Source organism: Ligilactobacillus ruminis ATCC 27782, from assembly GCF_000224985.1.
Classification (GTDB): domain Bacteria; phylum Bacillota; class Bacilli; order Lactobacillales; family Lactobacillaceae; genus Ligilactobacillus; species Ligilactobacillus ruminis.
Genome location: NC_015975.1, coordinates 985,951 through 1,005,661, shown reverse-complemented (window position 1 = coordinate 1,005,661; position 19,711 = coordinate 985,951). Strand labels below are relative to the sequence as shown.

Below are 19,711 nucleotides of genomic sequence, written 5' to 3'. Positions count from 1 at the left end.
TTCTAATACAGACATTATTTTAACCCCAAAGACAGTCTTTGCGCAAATTTACTTTCAATTTGGCGAATTTAAGTTCGCTGCTCCTACTTGCCAAAGCTTTTATTTTTGAGTTAGAATAAAATAGTTACAAATTTTTAGAAAGGGTCGAATTTATGGGTACTGAAAATTATAGCGATGATTCCATTCAGGTTCTGAAAGGACTTGAAGCTGTCAGAAAAAGACCGGGGATGTACATTGGTTCGACTGATGCCAAAGGGTTGCATCATTTAGTCTACGAAATCGTTGATAATGCGGTTGATGAGGCACTCTCTGGATTTGGAAAAGAAATTGACGTGACGATTCACAAAGATGATTCGATTACGGTTGTCGACAACGGTCGAGGTCTTCCCGTCGGAATTCATGCGATGGGGATTCCGACCGTTGAAGTCATTTATACGGTGCTTCATGCCGGTGGAAAATTCGGACAAGGCGGATATAAAACCTCAGGCGGACTTCACGGGGTCGGTGCTTCCGTCGTCAATGCCTTATCTGAAAAATTGACCGTAAATACCGTTCGTGACGGGATTGAATACGAAGAAGACTTTGTTGATGGCGGACATCCCGTTGGAACTTTGCGGAAAATCGGTAAAGCCAAAAAGCAAAGCGGAACGACCGTCACGTTTAAACCTGACAAAAAGATTTTCTCGACAACGCATTTTAATTATGACACGTTGGCTGAACGCTTGCGCGAATCGGCATTCCTCTTGAAAGGCGTTAAAATTATTTTGACCGATGAAAGAAACGATGACCAGGACGTCTTTTTATTTGAAAACGGGATTCAGGAATTTGTTTCCTACCTTAATGAAGAAAAAGACACGCTTGGAAACGTCATGTACTTTGAAGGCAAAAAGGACGGCATCGAAGTCGAAGTTGCCGCACAGTATAATGACGGCTATTCTGAAACGATCATGTCATTTGTCAACAACGTGCGCACAAAAGACGGCGGCACGCACGAAGTAGGAATGAAGTCCGCTTGGACCAAAGCCTTCAACGAATACGCAAGAAAGGTCGATCTGATTAAGTCAAAGGACAAAAACCTCGAAGGAAGCGACGTCAGAGAAGGTTTGTCCTGCGTGGTTTCCGTCAGAATTCCGGAAGAACTTCTTCAATTCGAAGGACAGACAAAGGGCAAGCTCGGAACGCCGGAAGCAAGAACCGCCGTTGACGGAATTGTCAATGAACAGCTTGGATACTACCTGATGGAAAACGGCGATTTTGCCAAAGAGCTCGTGCGCAAATCGCTAAAGGCAAGAGAAGCAAGAGAAGCGGCCAGAAAAGCGCGCGATGAAAGCCGAAACGGCAAGAAACGCCACAAAAAGGAGCGACTCCTTTCAGGCAAGCTGACACCGGCTCAATCAAAGAATGCCAAGAAAAACGAGCTTTTCTTAGTCGAAGGGGATTCTGCCGGCGGGTCTGCCAAACAGGGACGTGATCGCAAGTTTCAGGCAATTTTGCCGTTGCGCGGCAAGGTTTTGAACACGGAAAAGGCGAAACTTCAAGATATCGTCAAAAACGAAGAAATCAATACCATGATTTATACGATCGGTGCCGGAGTCGGGACCGAGTTCAACATCGAGGACGCAAATTATGACAAGGTCATTATCATGACCGATGCGGATACCGATGGCGCGCATATTCAAACGTTGCTTTTGACGTTTTTTTATAAATACATGCGACCGATGATCAATGCCGGAAGAGTCTACATTGCGCTTCCGCCGTTGTACAAGCTTCAAAAAACAGTTAAAAAGAAGACCATCGTCAAGTATGCCTGGACCGATGCAGAACTTAAAACGGCCGAAAAAGAAATCGGAAAAGGCTTTACGCTTCAACGATTCAAAGGGTTGGGCGAGATGAACGCCGATCAGCTTTGGGAAACAACTATGAATCCTGAAACGAGAACTTTGGTCAGAATCAAAATTGAGGACGATGCATTGGCCGAAAAACGCGTTTCAACTCTGATGGGAGACCGTGTTGAGCCAAGACGAAAATGGATTGAAAAAAACGTTAAATTTACGCTTGAAGAAGACGGGAGCCTGCTTGATACTGCCGTTGCCGCATCTGCTCATGGGGATGCCTCAAGCAAAGAAGATCAAGAAATTGCACAAAAGAGTCTGTCACTGTTCGATGACGACTTGGATGAAAACATTTAGGAACGGGAGGGCTATTTTTGACGGAAGCAACACATTCAAATATTCAGGAATTATCGCTTGAAGCCGTAATGGGCGAACGTTTCGGACGCTATTCCAAATATATTATTCAGGAACGCGCCCTTCCTGACATTCGCGACGGTTTAAAGCCGGTTCAGCGCCGTATCCTGTTTGCCATGAACGAAGACGGCAACACATTTGACAAGCCGTTCAGAAAATCGGCCAAATCAGTCGGAAATGTCATGGGTAATTATCATCCGCACGGCGACAGTTCAATTTATGAAGCGATGGTTCGTTTGAGCCAATATTGGAAACTGCGTGAGCCTTTGATTGAAATGCACGGCAACAACGGTTCCATGGATGGCGATCCTCCAGCTGCCATGCGCTATACAGAAGCACGCCTGTCAGAAATTGCGGCTGAGATGCTGAAAGATATCGACAAAAAAACGGTTGAAATGGTTCCAAACTTCGATGATACCGAATTTGAACCGACCGTTTTGCCGGCACGATTTCCAAATCTGTTGGTTAACGGAGCAACGGGAATTTCTGCGGGATATGCGACGGAGATTCCGACTCACAACCTTTCCGAAACAATTCAGGCAACGATTTATCTGATGGATCATCCTGAAGCCGAGTTGGATGATCTCATGAAATTCATCAAGGGACCCGACTTCCCGACGGGCGGAATCATGCTTGGCTTGGACGGTATCAAGAAAGCTTATGAAACGGGACGCGGCAAAGCAATGCTGAGGGCCAGGACGCAAATTGAAGACGTTCGCGGCGCAAAGCAGCAGATCGTAATCGAAGAAATTCCTTACGAAGTCAACAAGGCTTTGCTGGTCAAAAAAATTGACGAAATCAGGCTGCAAAAGAAAGCAGAAGGAATCGCCGAGGTCAGAGACGAAAGCGATCGCGAAGGACTTCGCATCGTCATCGAACTTAAAAAGGACGCAAACGCACAGGGCATTTTGAATTATTTGTTTAAAAATACCGATTTGCAGATTTCATACAATTTCAATATGGTTGCAATCGATCACAAATGTCCGAAACATGTCGGCTTGAAGAAAATTCTCGAATCATACCTTGAACATCAGCGCATCGTGGTGACAAAACGCACTGAATTTGACCTTAACAAGGCCAAAGAGCGCAAACATATCGTTGACGGTCTGATCAAGGCGCTGTCGATTTTGGATGACGTCATCAAGACTATCCGCGCATCAAAAAATAAAAAGGATGCAAAAGCCAACTTGGTCTCATCGTTTGATTTTACCGAAAAGCAGGCTGAGGCCATCGTTTCCCTGCAGCTTTATCGTTTGACGAATACCGACGTTACCGCATTGCAAAACGAAGCCGAGGACCTTGAACGTAAAATTGTCGAATATACCAAGATTCTAAATAACGGCAAAGAACTTGACAAAGTAATCAAAAAAGAGCTCAGGAACATTGACAAAAAATACGGAACGCCGCGCTTGACTGAAATCAGGGCTGAAATTGAGGAACTCAAAATCGACACCGAAGTCATGGTCGCTCAAGAAGACGTCATGCTGCTCGTGTCGCGCGACGGATACGTAAAACGCTCTTCGTTGCGCTCGTTCAAAGCTTCGGATGAAAGCGACAACGGCTTGAAAGAAGAAGACGTCGTCATTTTGATGAAAGTCGCCAATACTTTGGATCATTTGCTGATGTTTACCAATAAGGGAAACGTCATTTATCGACCGATTCATGACATCGTTGATTCGCGCTGGAAGGATACCGGCGAGCATTTGAGCCAAACGGTCGGTTTAAGCGATGATGAACGAGTTATCGAAGCCTTTACGTTTGACAGTCTTGAAAAAGAAGGAGCATTTGTTTTTGCCACAAAAGAAGGCATGATCAAGCAGACGCTGCTTAAAGATCTCAAACCGGGACGAACGTACAGATCGCGTGCACAGACGTTCATCAAACTTAAAACTGATACTGACGAAGTCATCATGGCCGAATTTGTTGAGAAAGAAAACGAAGATCTGCAAGTCTTTTGTACAACGCATGCCGGGTACGGACTGCGCTATTTGTTGAATGAAGTGCCAACCACGGGCGCAAGGACAAGCGGTGTCAAGTGCATGGATTTGAGAGATGACTTCCTGATCAGCGTTTCCTTGGTAAGTGAACATGATGAGGTCGCCATCGTGACCCAACGCGGAGCTTTCAAGAAGATGAAGGTCGACAAAATTCCGAAAAATTCAAGGGCCAGACGCGGTGTTCAGATTTTGCGCGAATTGAAGCGCAACCCACATCGAATCTTCTTTGCCAAGCCGGTTATCGAAACGGACAAACTGATTATCGAAACGACTGCAGGCGAAAAAATCGAACTCAGCGTTTCGGATCATCCGTCATGCGATCGCTATTCAAACGGATCGTTCGTGCTTGACACGGATTCTCAAGGTAATCCTTGTCTGGTCACGGTCGTCCGTCAGGAAACTGATTCAGAAGATGAATAAATCAAAAAAGCTTGAGGCCACGTTCGTAGCTTCAAGCTTTTTTACTTTGCATGCTTCAATTTTTCGATAAGTTCTTTGTCAGGCGTGACATAAAGCGTTTTTTGACCTTCATAGATAACGAACCCGGGCTTTGCGCCGTTTGGTTTTCTGATTTTTTTAACTTGTACAAAGTCAACCGCCACATTGGCCGATGCTCTGGATTTTGAATAATAAGCAGCGATGATTGCCGCTTCGGTCAACGTTTCGTCGCTTGGAGAATCCGAATTGACGATGACGTGAGAGCCGGGAACGTTTTTGACGTGCAGCCAATAATAATCCTTTTTGGCAGTTTTCAGGGTCAAACGATCATTTTGGTAATTGTTTTTTCCGACCGATATTTCCGTTCCGTCCGATGCAATAAAAGTTTCAGGCTTGCTTTTTGCCTGACGAGGCTTCTTTTTTGCTTTGTTTTTTGTTTCAAGGTAGCCGCCTTTTTCAAGCTCAAGTTCGATGTCTTGCAAATCTTCAGGTTCAGCGAGTTCAATCTGAGCCTGAATCGTTTCGAGATAATCAATTTCTTTTTTCGTCAAATCGATTTGCCTCGTAACGAAAGAAACGGCATTTTTAAGTTTTTGATAACGCTTGAAATATTTTTGCGCATTGGCGGACGGTGAAAGCTGATTCGACAAAGAAATCTTTACCGGTTTTTCATGATCGTAATAATTATTGAGCATGACCTCGGTCATTCCGCGGTTGATCTGATAAAGATAGGTCGTTAACAGTTCGCCCTTGATTCGATATTCGTCAGCGTTTTCCGTTGCCTTAAGTTCTTTTTCAAGCTTGACGAGTTTTTTTCTGTTTCGCGACAGATTGTTTTTGATGACGTGAATCAGCTTTGAACCTTGCGACATGACGCGATCTCTCGTAGCTTTTTCGCGATAATATGCATCAATCATCAAACTCAGCGTTTCAAAGGTCGCGACATGCTCGGACGATGCTTTGAAACACGTAAAATCAAGGCCCTTGTCGGTTTCCAAAATCGTCGGATGCGGATTATTGGTTTCTCTTAAAAATGCAGCGAAGGCATCATCAAGCTCCCTTGTTTCATGAAGGCGGTCCGCCAAAATCAACGCGCTTTCTCTTGAAAAGCCCTGATACGTTTTGACGATGTTTTTGGCCAAAACTTCTCGATTAGGGAACTTTCTCAGAAGTTCCAAATATGCTTTCGATTCGTCTTTGAAGGGATTGATTTTTCCTTGGGAAGGCGGCAAACGATACGTTGCTTGCGGCAAAAGCGTTCGATACCTGTTTTGATCCATTGATACGTGCTTGACTGTATCGATGATTTTTCCCGTTTCCTGATCGACCAAGATCAAATTGCTATAGCGTCCCATAATCTCAAGACTTAAAAGAAGCGGCAGTTTGTCTCCGAGTTCGTTTCTCGTAACGAACCCGAAGTTGATTACTCGGTCATTTTCAAATTGTTCGACAAATGAAAGTTTGGCGCTTTCCAGATATTTTCTGAGAACCATCGTGAAATTCGTCGGTGTCTGCGGATTGGAATACGGAATTTCGGTAATTTGAGTTCGTGCATACGTGGGATGAGCTGAAAGCAGTAAAGGATAGTTTTTTCTTTGATTGCGAATCGTCAAAATAACTTCGTTTTTATACGGAGCAGAAATTTTTGCAACTCGACCGCCAACCAGGCAATCAGCAAGTTCTTTGACCATTGCTCGAGTAAAAAGACCGTCAAAAGCCATTTCACATTCCTCCTTAAAAGCATTCCTTAATATTCTAACTTTTTTTGCGAGATATGGCAAAAAAAACGTCAAAGTCAAAACGAAAAGAAATTCGTCTTCTTTTCGTCATAATTCATTCATTTTTATGTCGAACATCTAATTGATTATGTTATAATGCATTTTATTAAATATAATTAACAAATTGTATTTGGAAATACTGTATTTTAAAAAAGGGTATGTTGAAAAGGGTATGTTGAAAGGAGACATCAGATGAAAAAAGTTGTCGCGGCTTAGCATTGACAGAGGCAAGCACAAGCGTTAAAGCAGATGAGGTTGTTGCAACCGATCAAAATATAGAAGGCTGCTCTTTTTTATGTAGTTGCGAAACATATTCCGGCTTTCTAGTCATCGGCTCGTTTATGTGGTATCATTAAGTTTGCAATAATAAATTAAAGTAGGTGTAGTTAAATGAAAATCGCTGTTGTAACCGACAGTACAGCCTATCTTAACAAAGAACAGGTGGAAAAATATAATATTCGCGTTGTTCCGATTCCTTTTATTATCGATGACAAAGTTTATAACGAGGGCATCGACATCACAACTGAAGAATTTTATGAAAAATTGCGTACTTGCGAGAAGTTCCCGACAACTTCGCAGCCTCCAGTCGGAGAATTGGTTGAATTGTATGAGTCATTAGCGGACGAAGGATACGATACCGTTATCAGCATCCATCTTGCCGGAACTATTTCCGGATTCATCAGAACGCTTGAAACAACGGTCAAGGATGCCGTTTCCGATCGAATCAATCTTGTTCCCTATGATTCAAAAATTACGGTTCTTTTGATGGGGTATTTAGTCATCGAAGCGTCTCGCATGGCTCAAAGCGGAGCAGATTTGGACGATATCCTCAAACGTCTCGATCATGTGCGCGATACGATTGACGAAATCTTTGTCGTTGATGATCTGCAAAATCTCGTTCGAGGAGGACGTCTTTCAAATGCCTCTGCATTTATCGGAAGCGTTTTGAAAATTAAACCGCTTTTAACGTTTGATGATAAATCGGATAAAATTGTGGCCTTTGAAAAAGTTCGTTCCTCTAAGAGGGCTTTAAAACGTGCAGAAGATTTGTTTGCCGAACGTATCAAAGGGATAGATTATCCTTTGCGTTTAATCATCTTCCATGGAAATGATGAAGCTGCTGCTCTTGCATGGAGAGAAAAATTATCCAAGAATCATCCCGGTTATCCAATCGATATCAGCTACTTCGGTCCTGTTATCGGAACGCATCTCGGAGAAAAAGCTCTCGCACTCGGATGGATGGAAGATATTTACAAATAACGCAATACGAAAAGGAGCTGGGATCAATCTCAGCTCTTTAATTTTGTGAAAGCTGGTGACATTTTGAAAATTCAACTAGGTTTAAAGGCAAGCACTGACTCAGAACAAATTGAAGACAGACTTCGTTACAACCCGGATGTTTTCGAATTTTATACTTCTGAAAATGATTTTACGGAGGAAGGACTTAAACGTTTCAGATATGATTTTGAATGGATCAAAAGCAAGGGCGTACAAAAGATCGTGATGCATCACCCGATGCGATTTCATGGCCAGTTTACGGAATTGATCGCGCCTTTCGATAAATGTCGCGACCTTTATAATTTTATCGATAAAAGCACGAACGATTTGCTGCAGCTTGCATTTGATTATGATGCTCAGCTGCTCGTTCACGGATCTTATTCACGCCAGACCCAAAGTTATATCAATATGTGGGGAGGAGTCGATCAAGCAAGAGAACAAGCTTATCGACGTATTGACTCGTTTGCAAATCTTGGCAAAAATCACATTATGTTTGAGAACTCGATTTCGCCGATTTTTTATTACGGTGATGAAAAAGAAGACCTTTATATTTTTGAAAAGGGATATCGCTTGGCCTTCGACACCTCGCATTGCTTTATCAAAAATAAAGGCAGCAACGAAAAGCTGCTTGACTCAATGAAACGTTTAAAAGAACATGTCGTTCATTACCACTTGGTTGATTCAATGGGAGAAACGCATGACAGTCTGCCTCTTGGAAAAGGAAAGATTGATTGGGAAAAGGCTTTGCCGTTGATGAACGACGATGCAACGAGCATCTATGAGATTATTTTGAAAGATCAAAGGGATGCGTCAGAACAAATAGCAAGTCATGAATATCTCTTAGGCCTCGCAGATAAGTTAAGAAACGCTTAAAAATAGCAAATTATTGCTGCTAGATGATTTAATAAAGCCGATTATATACTATAATCAATTTGTGGAATTAACTAATTTTAGGGGGCCGGAACATGAAGCGCGAGGCTTTTAACATATGGACGAATATCATCATCGGCATATTAGGTGTTGTCTATATTCTCAGCACATGGTATTTCAGATTGATAGTAGCAATTCTCAGGCGTCCCGGAAGGTCTTTTGAAGCTGCCGAACGATATGCGGATGATGCTAAAATTCTGTTCACGTTTTTAATTTTAATTGCGTTGCTGATAGCTTTCGTTGGGATCATCAGCTTGTTCAGCAATATGATTCACTTTGATTATCCGCGATTCTTCGTTCGAATCGGACTGGATTTGATCGTAATATTCATGCCGTTCGTATATGGCGAAAGTTCTGTATTCCTTTTATATGAACTCTTATTTGCCGCAATTTTTGCACTGTATCTGAATCACTTGTACGTGAATCAGAAATTTAAAGATTTGTGAGGAAATATTACTTGAAAGCTGTTAAAAATATTTTAAGTTGGGTTATTCCGATTCTTGTCGGTTTTTTGATTGCGGCCGTCATTAAAACATTCTTTGTTTCAGTCGTAAAAGTTGACGGCACATCAATGTATCCGAACCTTCAGAATAATGAACGCGTTTTGATGCTGCATAAGGCAAAGATAAAGCGTGATTCGGTAGTCGTCTTTGATGCGTACGGAGTCGATCAAAACAACACTGGCTTGACAAAAGACACCAAATACGTCAAAAGGGTGATTGCTTTGCCCGGAGACACCGTTGAATATCGTGATGACGGTCAACTTTTTGTTAACGGAAAATTCAGATCGCAAGGCTACATCACGTCACAGCAGCAAGTTGACGGAACTTTAAAGGTTGCTGCTAATTTACCCAAAGCAAAGGGCGTTGTTTTAGGAACCGGAAGCACATTCAAAGTTCCCAAGGGAAAATATTTCGTTTTGGGAGATAATCGAAGCGTTTCAAACGATAGTCGCTATTACGGATTCGTTCCAAGAAAGAAAATTCTCGGCGTCGTCAAAGTTCCTTTTTGGAACGGCAAACACGATTTGATCAATTCGTATCAAAGAGCTGACTAAGAAATAACCGCATGCAAAAGAGCATGCGGTTTTTATTTAAAAAAATTCAGCGCAAAATCAAAAATGGCTCTAGGGCGCGCTTTCGGGTACTACTTTATATAATGTATATTATGTAAAGTAGAAGACAAAAATGAATCCTTAGAGGTCTCCCCTCAGGCAAAACGTATTTTTGGAAGCTTAATTCAAGTTTTTTGAATAATATGTGCAATTAAGCAATTGAATAACGCAATACGTCATGGCAACAAGCTGAACCGATTCAAAAACACGCTGATGTTCATCATGGTTTCATGGTTTTAGTGAACTTCCTTGAATATTGGCTTAAAACACTGTAATATTAGTATTGTGGTCATATTGGAGGTTTTTAGATGAATCAACGAATCATATTTGCTTTAACGGTTATCGGCAGCGTTTTGGCTGCTTCAATCGGATCATCGTTTCATATTGCTATAATTACAAAGGTCGGATACTGCCTTTTGGCAATCGCTTTGCTGATTGCCGGATTTTTGATGCTTGTTCTCAAGCATACTGAAATTCTATCCGGAAAAGACCAGCGTGATTCTTGGGAAGATACTCCTGGTGAAGTCAAAGCCGTTACTATCGTTGGCGGCTTGGCATGTCTTGTAGCGGGAGCCTATACTTTGTTTCAATGCTTTTTTTAAATATCAAAAAAAGATGATCATTGCGACCATCTTTTTTATTTTTGCGAACTGATGTTTTTAACGGTTAATAGATTTCAGTAATCCATTCGCCTGAATAAACGGAACCAACGGGATGATAATCGATTTCGGATAACTGATTATTCTCAAAAATCTGCAGCATCTCAGCAAAGTTTTCCGGCAATGAATAATTTCTTAAATCTGTTCGTTCGATCCAAAAGATCTCCCCTTCTTTTGAGCTTTTGATTTGTCCTTCAAAGTCATTTGCCTTGTACAGCAAAACAATATATCTCTTATTGTCTTTTCTTGGAAATTGTTTGATTCCGCACAACAATGGATGCTTGATTTTGAGTCCCGTTTCTTCAAAAATTTCTCGAACCATCGCATGATTAAACGATTCGCCAGGTTCGATATGCCCTCCGGGAAACGTCACGCCCGCCCACGTCTTATTCTTGCGATCTTCAACCAAAATTTTTGTGCCGTTCTGAATCATGCACATATTTGTCAATTCAACGCTTTCGCTTCTGTCTTCCATTGCAGCCACCCTTTTCTCTTGTTATTGAACAAATATTATTCTAGCACAAAAGGACCGCTGACGATCGATAACGTCAACGGTCCCGTATGAGCAGAGAAATGTTTAAGAATTTGCCGTATTAATACCAATTATGCGTTTGCCAGTGCTTTTGAGCATTCACCCAAGAACCATACCGCTGATGGACGTATCTTTCAGCGGTTTTCTCTTGATTTGCCGGCGAATAGTCACCGTTAAGGTAACTTTTGTCCAATTGATACTTGCCTATGTATTTACCGTTGCGTGCATTATAATCACCGCCAGACTCTCTTTGAACGATCCATGCACGTGCGGAAGCTTCAGCAGAACTCTCACCAGTTCCGACTGCAGAAACCTCAGACTCAGATGACGATGAACTACCCGTTGATTCGACGGTCTGAGCCTGGGAAACAGCCTGAACCGACTGGCCCTTGGCAGGAATAACGAGATTCTGCCCGGCCAAAATGAAGTTCGGATCGCGAAGATTATTGGCCCGAACAATCGCGTCAGTCGTCGTCCCATACTGTTCAGCAAGTTCCGAAACGGTGTCGCCATATTTAACCTGAATCTTCTTCAGAGTATTTGAAAACTGCTGCGCCTGCGTTGCTTGAGAGCCTGCGTTTGCCTGATTCAAAACTTGCAGATATGCAGATTGATCAACGGCTTGAGTGTTTTCAACAGTCATTTTTAATCTCCCTTCCTTCTTCATGTCTAAATCATAACACTAAAAAAAGGCCTTTTTGAAAAATTCACCAAAAGGCCTAATTTTTTTTGAAAATATCAAAACTTCACTTCAATTTTTCAATATATTTAAGAACATCCTTCAAATAGCCTCGTTCTTCGTTGATTTTTTCCAACAGATCATGATCGTGAGTATGAACGATGCCTGAATAAAGCTGATCAGAGTACAAATCAAGGTATGGAAGTCCTGCTTTTTCAGCGCGCTTGATCTCTTGCTGACGATCGTAAGAAACCTTTCTGAATGAAACTTGCGGCATCCCCTGCTCGTCGCACTCTAAAATGCAGTATTCAGCTCTCAAGTCATCATGAAGTCCAGGCCAGTCACAAAAAGGTTCTCCGACCGATCCCGGGTTGATGACAAGTTGTTCTGAAGTCGTATAACGCATGAGTGGATGATGAACGTGTGCATAAAGAGCAACGTCTGCCTTGGTATCTTTAAGCACTTCATCAAACGTTGTCTGGGAAGACGTCGGATAAAGCTTTTGACCAAAATTATGGAACGGCAGATTATGGGCGCAGCTGAACCTGAGATTATTGACGTCAATGAGCTGATGCAAAGGCCAATGTTCGATTTCATCAATGATTGCCGAACCAAGCTGCATCCCGATAAATTCGGCCAACCGAGAAAAGAAAACGCGACTCGGTTTTTCAAGCGAAAGCCTCCCTTTATAGCCGTTGACCAACAGATCGTCCCAGTTTCCGCGAACGCAGATGGAAGGCTCCAACGATTTGAAGAGTTTCCATTGCTCAAGCGCCCCTGGTCCTGGTGAGAACATATCGCCTAAAAACCAGACTTCATTTATTTTTTGCTTTTTGAGATCATCACAAACTGCCTGAAACGCGGTCATGTTTCCATGAATATCAGAGATTAATGCTATTTTTCGATACATGCTTGATTTGCCATAAAAAATGGCCCTCCTTGATCAATGTGTTTAATTACAGTATAGACGATTTTGACCAAAGCCAAAAGCACTTCTGACGAAAAACTCATAAAACAATCAAAATCCGCAACACCTTGATGCTTCTTCCGACCATAATCTTGGATAACAAGCAGGCAGCTCTTCATGTTTCCACCGATATTTTATGATATCCGGATTTTTGAAATGTTTTTTGTATCGTTCAAGATATTTTTCGCTCATTTTGTTCGTAATCGCCTTTTTTCGAGCAGATTGCTTACGGACAGAAGACCCATTTTCATCAATGTGTCCGTAACCGGAAGTAATTTTGCCAAATGCAGTGCCCTGATAAATCAGCGCGCCAAGCTCTCAGTCAAGTTTACCGCCAAACTATTTTGGATTGAAGGTAATCGTCCCGCATGCGAAAAAAAAACGGATTATATTTACAATCAATTGCAAATAACAATCCGTTTTTTCAATATGACGGCTTTTGTTCCTGAGTTCTCTTTTCGTCATGACGCACAAGGTGCATGAACCGATGTCTGTATTTCAAAACTGCTTCGTCCATCTCATAATCGCTCCACTCAGGAACGGGGGAGAATTCGTATGTGACGTACATCGTCTCTCCTTCAAATCTTATCCCGGCAATTCGTTCAATCGAAACATAGATGCCGGTTTCCGTATCATAGATGATATTACCGACGTCAGCAATTTCATCCCATTCCCCTCTCCCATATGGAAGCTCGGTTTGCGTCGTCACAAATTCCTCTGACAGATTCTCCGAACGATACCGTTGACATAAGCAATCATAAATTGCTGAAATTTCACCGTTGGCATCCACAAAAACATGAGCTTTTATGATGTTGATTACGACGTATGTCTTTTCGCCATCTCTGACGACGTCCCCGAGCTCTGCTCTTTTATCAAGTTTGTGCCTTATCCTCATTCTTTTTAGCAAATCAGACTACACCCCCGTTATGCTTGAATACCCTTTAATCATAGCATGTTTTATCAACCGTGACTATTAAAAGCACCGGGGTTTACAAATTATTTAATTTTTTAGAGCTTGCAGTGCCGAATGCGCCAGCTGTTCAGGCAAAAAGCCATACGTTGCATGCATCTTTTCAGTCGAAACCATGTCAGGAAAGCTTTTTATCCCCACGGACTGTGACTTTGCTGTTTTTCGCCTCGAGACAAGCTGAATCTGCCGTCGAGACTTACATTTTTCGAATTAATTGACAAACCTGTATTTTCGTATCAAACAATTTGGTCAAATCCAGTTCCTGAAAGCAGGTTGATAGTTGCAAGGCAAAACTTAAGTCTTGCCTGAAGTTATCCTTAGCTTAGATGCTTATAAATTCAATTCTTTTTCCAAAGCATGCAAAACACCGTCTTCGTCATTTGTTGCGGCTTGATATTTGGCAACTCTTTTGACTTCGTCCGAACCGTTTGCCATCGCATAGCTGTGACCTGCAAGCGCAAGCATTTCAATATCGTTTCCGCCGTCACCGCAAGCCATCAGATCTTTTGCATCGATCTTATAGTAATTGAGCAGTTTCTTTAAGCCGTATGCTTTATGGCATCCAGGGATGATCAAATCGATCGAACCGTGTCCGCTGGAGGTTGCTTCAAGTTTTCCCGCAAGACTGTTCCGCATGATTTCAAGATATTCAGCCGTTTTTTCGGCCGGACATTCAAGCGTCATTTTAAAGACGTCGTCTTCTGGCATCTCTTCAAAAGTATCGAGTCTTTGGTTGACTGGACAATAAAAATCCATAATCTTTTCAAAATGATCATCAGCCCGATTCAGATAATAAGTCGATTTGAATCCGCAGGCGGCATAATTGACATCGTCATATTCATCTAAAACGGAAGCAGTGAACAACACGTCGTCACGAGAAATAGTCTTCTTAAAGAGAATTTTTTCGCCTTCCATGACGCAGCTCCCGTTTTCGGCAACGTATGAAATCTCATTGCAGATTTCAGGAAATGAGCGTTTAAGCTGCACGTATTGATTGCCGCTTGCAACAATGAACTTGATGCCGTAATCTTTCATTTTATCGTAGAGCTTCTTAAAAAGCGGTCGATTATAGTCTTTTTTTGAATTCAAAAACGTTCCGTCCATATCTACGGCAAGTGCTTTAATCATGATTAGTACTCTCCTTTTATATTGATACCAACAAAATTTTAGCACAAAATAAAGCGCTTGCCAAGATAATTGAACATCAGCTTTTTTTAGAATAAACGCAAAAAACGCACTGCGTTTTATCGCTATAATGACTTTCCTTGACTTCTTAAACAAGCTTGTTGATTTCGTTCAAATTTTTGACTTCGTACGTTGGTTTATTTTCCGTTTCGTTCCTGATCCCGTTCGGGTTGAACCAAACGCTGTCAAGTCCGGCATTGTTTGCCCCTTTGATGTCTGATGTTAAAGAATCACCAATGACGACTGCTTTTTCCGGAACGAATCCTTCAATGCTTCGTTCAACGACGTCAAAAAATTCCTTATCCGGTTTTTTGACGCCCATCTTCTCTGAGATGAATATCCGTTCGAAGTAGTCCCCGAATCCAGAATCTCTCAAGCGCTGATTCTGAACGTCGAGGTTGCCGTTTGACACAACATACATCTTGTGTCCTGAATCTTTCAATGACGTCAACAGCTGTCTTGCACCGCAAACCTCTTCATGTCCCATGGAAAGGTAGTTCATATACTTCGGAGTCAGTACGTCCGCATCAACGTCAAGTGAGAAGTACTTCTTGAAAAAAGTCGGGAAACGCGTAGCAAGCAGCTGTTTGCGCGTAATCGATCCAACTTCGAGTTTTTTCCAAAGACTCTGGTTGTACGATTTATAGCTTGCCTCGATTTCAGCATCGAGCTCAATGCCAAGATCATTGAACAATTTTCCCAATGCCTGCGTTTCAGCCGCACCGAAATCAAGCAGAGTGTCGTCAACGTCAAAAAGCAGCGTATCGTATTTTTTCTTCATTTTGTCCCTCTTTTATCAATTAACCAAGTTCCAATTCGTATGCCTTTCTTTCAGAATCAACTGTCTCATCTTCAATATGAATTATGCCGCGATATTCGAACCCGAATTTATCAGCGATATGCTGCAAACGCTGATTTTTAGGATGAGTATCGATTCTGACGTGCTTGAAGCCTTTGGTTTCGATGACCGTCAGCAAACAAGCAAAAAACGTATCGTTCAGATGCAGTCCTTGATACTTGCTGGAGATGGCCACACGATGAATCGCAATATAATCATCAGACCTGTTTTTCCATTCTCCGGAATCGATTCGCTGATAATTTTTGTCAGGTCCTTCAATCAATGATGCCATTCCTGCGACTTCTTCATCGACGATCAAAACATAGCAGCATCCGTCTTCAATATCTTTTTTAAAATTTTCAATCGACGGCGAACCGTTTTGCCATTGCGAAGAACCGTCGTTTGACAAAACTTTTTTTGCATCTTCAAAAATTGCGCTGATTTCAGATAAATCACCAAGAGTTGCCTGTCTGACGTATTTCATAACTTTCAACCTCTAATCCAATTCAAAAAGTTTCTTTGAAAGTTCAATTTCTTGCGGATCGGGATTGCTGTTTAAAAATTCGATTTTTCCGATTCGATTCTCTTTCCGACACTCGTTTTTGTCCTCAAGCAGACGTCTCAATTCCCTTGCTGCACCGGCACCGCCGTCAACGACATAAACGTCGTTTCCGACGATTTGCTGGATCGCTCTTTTGGCAAACGGGAAATGCGTGCACCCCAAAACGACCGCATCGATGTTTCCGAGATACGGATTCAAAATCGAGCGAAGATATTTTTTGAGTTCTGGCGTGTCGATTTCGCCGCGTTCGACAAACTCGACCAAATCAGGCGCAGGGAGCTTGATGATTTTGGCCTGGTCTTCAAACCGATTCATCAGATTTTCAAATTTCTTTTCTTTTAACGTCAGCGGGGTTGCCATGACGAGAACCGTCGAGTTCTTTTTATGCAAAACAGCTGGTTTTAATGCCGGTTCAAGTCCGATGATCGGCAGTTCCGGATACTCTTTTCTGAGTCTTGAGGCTGAAGCGCTCGTTGCCGTATTGCAAGCAATTACGATCGCTTTGACGTTTTTTTTCAAGAAAAGCTGAACTATTTTTTTGCTCAGCCGATACACCTGCTCCGTGCTTTTGATACCGTACGGAGCATTGAATGAGTCACCATAAAAAATGTAGTCTTCGTTTCCCATGATTTTTACGCATTCGCGCAAAACCGTCAGGCCTCCCATTCCGGAATCAAAAATTCCAATCGGGCGTTTTGTTTCTTCTGAATCCATGTCAAACTTCCTTTTGCAAATTATTTTTCAAGCAGATCCTTATCGATGATTTGAAAATTGGCACGATGAATGTAAAGCGCTTTGCCGTCAATCATCAACTTGGTCATTTTGGGCAAATTTTTCGGTATTTTCCAGTAAACCTCATCTCCGGAATAAGCGGCAATCGGCTGTCCGAGCTGAGACTTGATGACGACGATTCTGGATTTGCCAAACATGTTCTTATATTTGTTCAAAAAACGCGCAACGGATGCATAGCTTGAAAGCGCACCGCTTTCTTTGCCTTTAATCGACTTTTTCGTAAAATTGACATCAGGCTTCAGACCTTTTTGAACGAAAACGCACGTGTCGCCGCATGATTCGATTTCCTTGCCGTCAACCGTAATCGTAATTACCGAAGAAAGCTCATAGCGTTCTTTGACGTCTCCGTCGCTGTCATAGTCAGACGTCTTGACGGGATTGCCGGTAATGCTGATTTTGCGTCCGCTGGTTTCCAACACTTTTGAACCATAGTTGTCATAAGTGAAGATGGTATAGTCGTTGCCAACGAGCGAACCTTTGATGTCGTTAATGGCTGACTGAAGCATGCTGCATCCTCCAAGCACAAAAATAATCGCAATTGCAGCAATAACTTCGATAAAATGCTTCTTTTTCATTCGTTTCACCCCTAATTGTCAAAATGTTTATTTTTTTGCCTCTTTGTTGCACTTTTTTTAAATGCTGCAAAAATTGCCGAAGCGATCAGCAAAATGCCTAAAACGATTGAATACGAGCCGGCTTTTTCAAACGGAGCCCGTTCAATCAAGACGGACGTTTTCAAATAGCTGTTTGACAGTTCCATCACGATTGAAGACAGGGCATTTGAAATTACAAAGCTGACGACTGATCCGGCAACGATCTGTTCTGCTCCGATCAAATACAGTGCGTTGACGTTCTTTTTAGTCAGCTTGACTGTCAGAAGCATCAAAAACAAGATCAAAAGCATCATCACGATTCTGAAGCCAATCGAGACAAAGATTCGATAATAAGAAAGAATCTTGGCAACCGGCGTATTTTCAGCCGTCAGTCCTTCATAGATGTTTTTGGCATAACGATTCAATTCTTCAGAAATCATATCAGTTTGGGATTTTAAACCTTGCTCAGCCATAGACGCTTCCTGATTGCTCAAGGTCCCGTTTTTCTTCAGCTGATTGATGACATCGCCGACCGCTTGATCAAGCTCTCCGGAAATGTCGCAGGAGGCATAAGATTTTCCTTCTTCAAGATTTGTCAAAGTCTGAGCAACAATCATCGAAACAGCATTGCTTGCGTGTTCATCGGCTTGGAAGGATGCCTTCAAGTCATTGTTTCCTGCTGAGTTTTTAAGCACTGTATTCTCAAACATCAATGAATACATCCTGTCAGACATTTCCGAAACGATTTCAGTTTCCTTGACCGATTCTGAAATCACTTGCTTAACGGTCAGACTGAGCAAAAGCATCATTGTCGAAAGAACCAGCAGCAGTCCCGTTATCAAAAGAGCGACAGGATGTTTTTTTTCGTTTTTCATTTACTCACCTCTTAAACCACTTTATTAATTATATTCTATTGTCACAAGGAGCACAAACAAAAAAGCCAACCGGCACCGCCGGCTGACAATATTGCTGTGATCTTACAAACTGTTGACGTATTCTTTGATGCGTTTGACTGCTTCTTGAAGGCTTTCCATCGAAGCAGCATAGCTCAAACGAACGTAGCCTTCGCCGCCAGGTCCAAAAGATGCTCCAGGAATCAAGGCAACGCGAGCTCCCTTGGCGAGATCTCTGACAAATTTCCATGAATCAGTGCCGCACTTTGCAGGAATTTTGGCAAACAAGTAGAATGCGCCGTCAGGACTTGCCATCTCAAAACCTGCTTCTTCCAGTTCTTTTTTGACAAAATCGCGACGTTTAAGGTATTCGGCTTTCATCACATCACTGTCATGCTTTCCGTTCTTCATGGCTTCCAAAGCAGCATATTGAGCATTCGTCACCGGTGCGGTAACCATGTACTGATGAGATTTGACTGCTTGATCGACAAAATCCTGCGGTCCGAAGAGATAACCGATTCTCCAACCGGTCATTGCATGTGACTTGGAAAGTCCGCTTAAAAGAAGCGTTCTTTCAGGGATGATTTCTGCCATTGAAGTATGCGTGCCGGAATAGGTCAGTTCTGCATAAATCTCATCGCAAAGAACCCAGATGTCCTTTTCGACACAGACATCAGCAATAGCCTGCAGCTGCTCCCTTGAATACGTGACGCCTGTAGGATTGCTTGGGAAGACAAGCACCAATACCTTGAAATGCTTGTCTTTGTTTTCGTCAAATACTCGACGCAGACGTTCCGGCGTCAAAACGAATCCGTCGGCACTCGTATCGACCGTTACGACGTTGCCATCGTTAATTTCGCTGATTGGAGCATAAATCGGAAAGACGGGCGTCGGCATAATGATCGTATCGCCCGGATTCATAATTGTCTGCAAGGCCGTGGCGATCCCTTCCGTTGCGCCGATCGTCGTAATCACTTGACTTGGCTTGTAGTGAAGATTGTATTTTTCATTAAAATATGCTGCCGTTGCTTCGCGCAGTTCAGGAATCCCTGCATTTGGCGTATAATGCGAAAGATTGTCATCGATCGCCTTTTTAGCAGCTTCTTTGATATGCTCCGGCGTATTGAAGTCGGGTTCCCCCAGCGTCAATTTGATAATTCCAGGAATTGCGCTTGCTTCAGCGTCAAATTGACGAATTGAAGAAACGGCAATTTTTTCGATTTTGTGGTTGAATTTGTTTTCCATAGCGACTCTCCTCAT

19 protein-coding genes are annotated in these 19,711 nt (G+C 42.4%); 7 read left to right on the top strand and 12 right to left on the bottom strand.

All coding sequences use genetic code 11. The annotated features are described in order from the left end of the window. The first annotated feature begins 152 nt into the window (after nt 1–152). Together parE and parC are read left to right on the top strand one after the other, a co-directional pair. Nucleotides 153–2,189: a DNA topoisomerase IV subunit B gene (gene parE / locus LRC_RS05085; protein WP_014073442.1), complete on the top strand. Its 2,037-nt coding sequence runs from the start codon at nt 153–155 to the stop codon at nt 2,187–2,189. Nucleotides 2,190–2,257: 68 nt separating this feature from the next. Then, the gene (gene parC / locus LRC_RS05080) at nt 2,258–4,663 is read left to right on the top strand and encodes a DNA topoisomerase IV subunit A (protein ID WP_049780089.1); all 2,406 of its coding nucleotides are present in this window, start codon (nt 2,258–2,260) and stop codon (nt 4,661–4,663) included. A gap of 41 nt (nt 4,664–4,704) precedes the next feature. Here the strand turns inward: parC and LRC_RS05075 are convergent, their stop codons facing one another. Then, entirely contained in the window at nt 4,705–6,402 is a 1,698-nt protein-coding gene (locus tag LRC_RS05075; RefSeq protein WP_014073440.1) for an Rqc2 family fibronectin-binding protein, read from the bottom strand. A gap of 447 nt (nt 6,403–6,849) precedes the next feature. On the opposite strand from LRC_RS05075, the gene LRC_RS05070 reads away from it, so the two are divergent. The 5 genes from LRC_RS05070 (at nt 6,850) to LRC_RS05050 (ending at nt 10,383) form a co-directional block, all read left to right on the top strand. Continuing rightward, nucleotides 6,850–7,719, top strand: a complete 870-nt coding sequence (locus LRC_RS05070; protein WP_014073439.1) for a DegV family protein — start codon at nt 6,850–6,852, stop codon at nt 7,717–7,719. Nucleotides 7,720–7,764: 45 nt separating this feature from the next. Beyond that, a complete protein-coding gene (locus LRC_RS05065; protein WP_014073438.1) occupies nt 7,765–8,610 on the top strand; it encodes a TIM barrel protein in 846 nt (281 codons plus the stop codon). 92 nt (nt 8,611–8,702) lie between these two features. Continuing rightward, entirely contained in the window at nt 8,703–9,113 is a 411-nt protein-coding gene (locus LRC_RS05060; protein ID WP_014073437.1) for a hypothetical protein, read from the top strand. Between the two features lie 11 nt (nt 9,114–9,124). Then, nucleotides 9,125–9,724, top strand: a complete 600-nt coding sequence (gene lepB, locus LRC_RS05055) for a signal peptidase I (RefSeq protein ID WP_014073436.1) — start codon at nt 9,125–9,127, stop codon at nt 9,722–9,724. 365 nt (nt 9,725–10,089) lie between these two features. Further along, a complete protein-coding gene (locus LRC_RS05050) occupies nt 10,090–10,383 on the top strand; it encodes a hypothetical protein (RefSeq protein ID WP_014073435.1) in 294 nt (97 codons plus the stop codon). Between the two features lie 64 nt (nt 10,384–10,447). On the opposite strand, the gene LRC_RS05045 is transcribed toward LRC_RS05050, so the two are convergent. The 11 genes from LRC_RS05045 to LRC_RS04990 all read right to left on the bottom strand — a co-directional run bounded on the left by LRC_RS05045 (nt 10,448) and on the right by LRC_RS04990 (nt 19,696). Continuing rightward, nucleotides 10,448–10,915: an 8-oxo-dGTP diphosphatase gene (locus LRC_RS05045; protein ID WP_041819977.1), complete on the bottom strand. Its 468-nt coding sequence runs from the start codon at nt 10,913–10,915 to the stop codon at nt 10,448–10,450. Nucleotides 10,916–11,033: 118 nt separating this feature from the next. After that, entirely contained in the window at nt 11,034–11,639 is a 606-nt protein-coding gene (apf, locus tag LRC_RS05040; RefSeq protein WP_014073433.1) for an aggregation-promoting factor, read from the bottom strand. Between the two features lie 79 nt (nt 11,640–11,718). Further along, nucleotides 11,719–12,561 carry a metallophosphoesterase family protein gene (locus LRC_RS05035; protein ID WP_014073432.1) on the bottom strand — a complete coding sequence of 281 codons (843 nt, stop codon included), beginning with the start codon at nt 12,559–12,561 and terminating at the stop codon, nt 11,719–11,721. Nucleotides 12,562–13,042: 481 nt separating this feature from the next. After that, nucleotides 13,043–13,525: a hypothetical protein gene (locus tag LRC_RS05025; RefSeq protein ID WP_225354873.1), complete on the bottom strand. Its 483-nt coding sequence runs from the start codon at nt 13,523–13,525 to the stop codon at nt 13,043–13,045. Nucleotides 13,526–13,918: 393 nt separating this feature from the next. Continuing rightward, entirely contained in the window at nt 13,919–14,716 is a 798-nt protein-coding gene (locus LRC_RS05020) for a Cof-type HAD-IIB family hydrolase (RefSeq protein ID WP_014073429.1), read from the bottom strand. A 145-nt stretch (nt 14,717–14,861) separates the two neighbouring features. Continuing rightward, nucleotides 14,862–15,554, bottom strand: coding sequence for a YjjG family noncanonical pyrimidine nucleotidase (locus LRC_RS05015; RefSeq protein WP_014073428.1), 693 nt, complete (start codon nt 15,552–15,554; stop codon nt 14,862–14,864). 19 nt (nt 15,555–15,573) lie between these two features. Next, nucleotides 15,574–16,095: a GNAT family N-acetyltransferase gene (locus LRC_RS05010; RefSeq protein ID WP_014073427.1), complete on the bottom strand. Its 522-nt coding sequence runs from the start codon at nt 16,093–16,095 to the stop codon at nt 15,574–15,576. Between the two features lie 12 nt (nt 16,096–16,107). After that, nucleotides 16,108–16,887: a glutamate racemase gene (gene murI / locus LRC_RS05005; protein WP_014073426.1), complete on the bottom strand. Its 780-nt coding sequence runs from the start codon at nt 16,885–16,887 to the stop codon at nt 16,108–16,110. Nucleotides 16,888–16,907: 20 nt separating this feature from the next. Then, nucleotides 16,908–17,540, bottom strand: coding sequence for a DUF5052 family protein (locus LRC_RS05000; RefSeq protein WP_041819972.1), 633 nt, complete (start codon nt 17,538–17,540; stop codon nt 16,908–16,910). An 11-nt stretch (nt 17,541–17,551) separates the two neighbouring features. After that, complete coding sequence (locus LRC_RS04995) at nt 17,552–18,433, bottom strand: hypothetical protein (RefSeq protein WP_014073424.1); 882 nt, start codon at nt 18,431–18,433, stop codon at nt 17,552–17,554. A 102-nt stretch (nt 18,434–18,535) separates the two neighbouring features. Next, a complete protein-coding gene (locus LRC_RS04990; RefSeq protein ID WP_014073423.1) occupies nt 18,536–19,696 on the bottom strand; it encodes a pyridoxal phosphate-dependent aminotransferase in 1,161 nt (386 codons plus the stop codon). Nucleotides 19,697–19,711 lie beyond the last annotated feature (15 nt).

Excerpts from the sequence above, each read along its gene's own strand:
- parE (WP_014073442.1), top strand. The coding sequence starts at position 153 with ATGGGTACTGAAAATTATAGCGATGATTCCATTCAGGTTCTGAAAGGA.
- parC (WP_049780089.1), top strand. The coding sequence starts at position 2,258 with ATGGGCGAACGTTTCGGACGCTATTCCAAATATATTATTCAGGAACGC.
- LRC_RS05075 (WP_014073440.1), bottom strand. The coding sequence starts at position 6,402 with ATGGCTTTTGACGGTCTTTTTACTCGAGCAATGGTCAAAGAACTTGCT.
- LRC_RS05070 (WP_014073439.1), top strand. The coding sequence starts at position 6,850 with ATGAAAATCGCTGTTGTAACCGACAGTACAGCCTATCTTAACAAAGAA.
- LRC_RS05060 (WP_014073437.1), top strand. The coding sequence starts at position 8,703 with ATGAAGCGCGAGGCTTTTAACATATGGACGAATATCATCATCGGCATA.
- LRC_RS05050 (WP_014073435.1), top strand. The coding sequence starts at position 10,090 with ATGAATCAACGAATCATATTTGCTTTAACGGTTATCGGCAGCGTTTTG.
- LRC_RS05045 (WP_041819977.1), bottom strand. The coding sequence starts at position 10,915 with ATGGAAGACAGAAGCGAAAGCGTTGAATTGACAAATATGTGCATGATT.
- apf (WP_014073433.1), bottom strand. The coding sequence starts at position 11,639 with ATGAAGAAGGAAGGGAGATTAAAAATGACTGTTGAAAACACTCAAGCC.
- LRC_RS05035 (WP_014073432.1), bottom strand. The coding sequence starts at position 12,561 with ATGTATCGAAAAATAGCATTAATCTCTGATATTCATGGAAACATGACC.
- LRC_RS05020 (WP_014073429.1), bottom strand. The coding sequence starts at position 14,716 with ATGATTAAAGCACTTGCCGTAGATATGGACGGAACGTTTTTGAATTCA.
- LRC_RS05015 (WP_014073428.1), bottom strand. The coding sequence starts at position 15,554 with ATGAAGAAAAAATACGATACGCTGCTTTTTGACGTTGACGACACTCTG.
- LRC_RS05010 (WP_014073427.1), bottom strand. The coding sequence starts at position 16,095 with ATGAAATACGTCAGACAGGCAACTCTTGGTGATTTATCTGAAATCAGC.
- murI (WP_014073426.1), bottom strand. The coding sequence starts at position 16,887 with ATGGATTCAGAAGAAACAAAACGCCCGATTGGAATTTTTGATTCCGGA.
- LRC_RS05000 (WP_041819972.1), bottom strand. The coding sequence starts at position 17,540 with ATGAAAAAGAAGCATTTTATCGAAGTTATTGCTGCAATTGCGATTATT.
- LRC_RS04995 (WP_014073424.1), bottom strand. The coding sequence starts at position 18,433 with ATGAAAAACGAAAAAAAACATCCTGTCGCTCTTTTGATAACGGGACTG.
- LRC_RS04990 (WP_014073423.1), bottom strand. The coding sequence starts at position 19,696 with ATGGAAAACAAATTCAACCACAAAATCGAAAAAATTGCCGTTTCTTCA.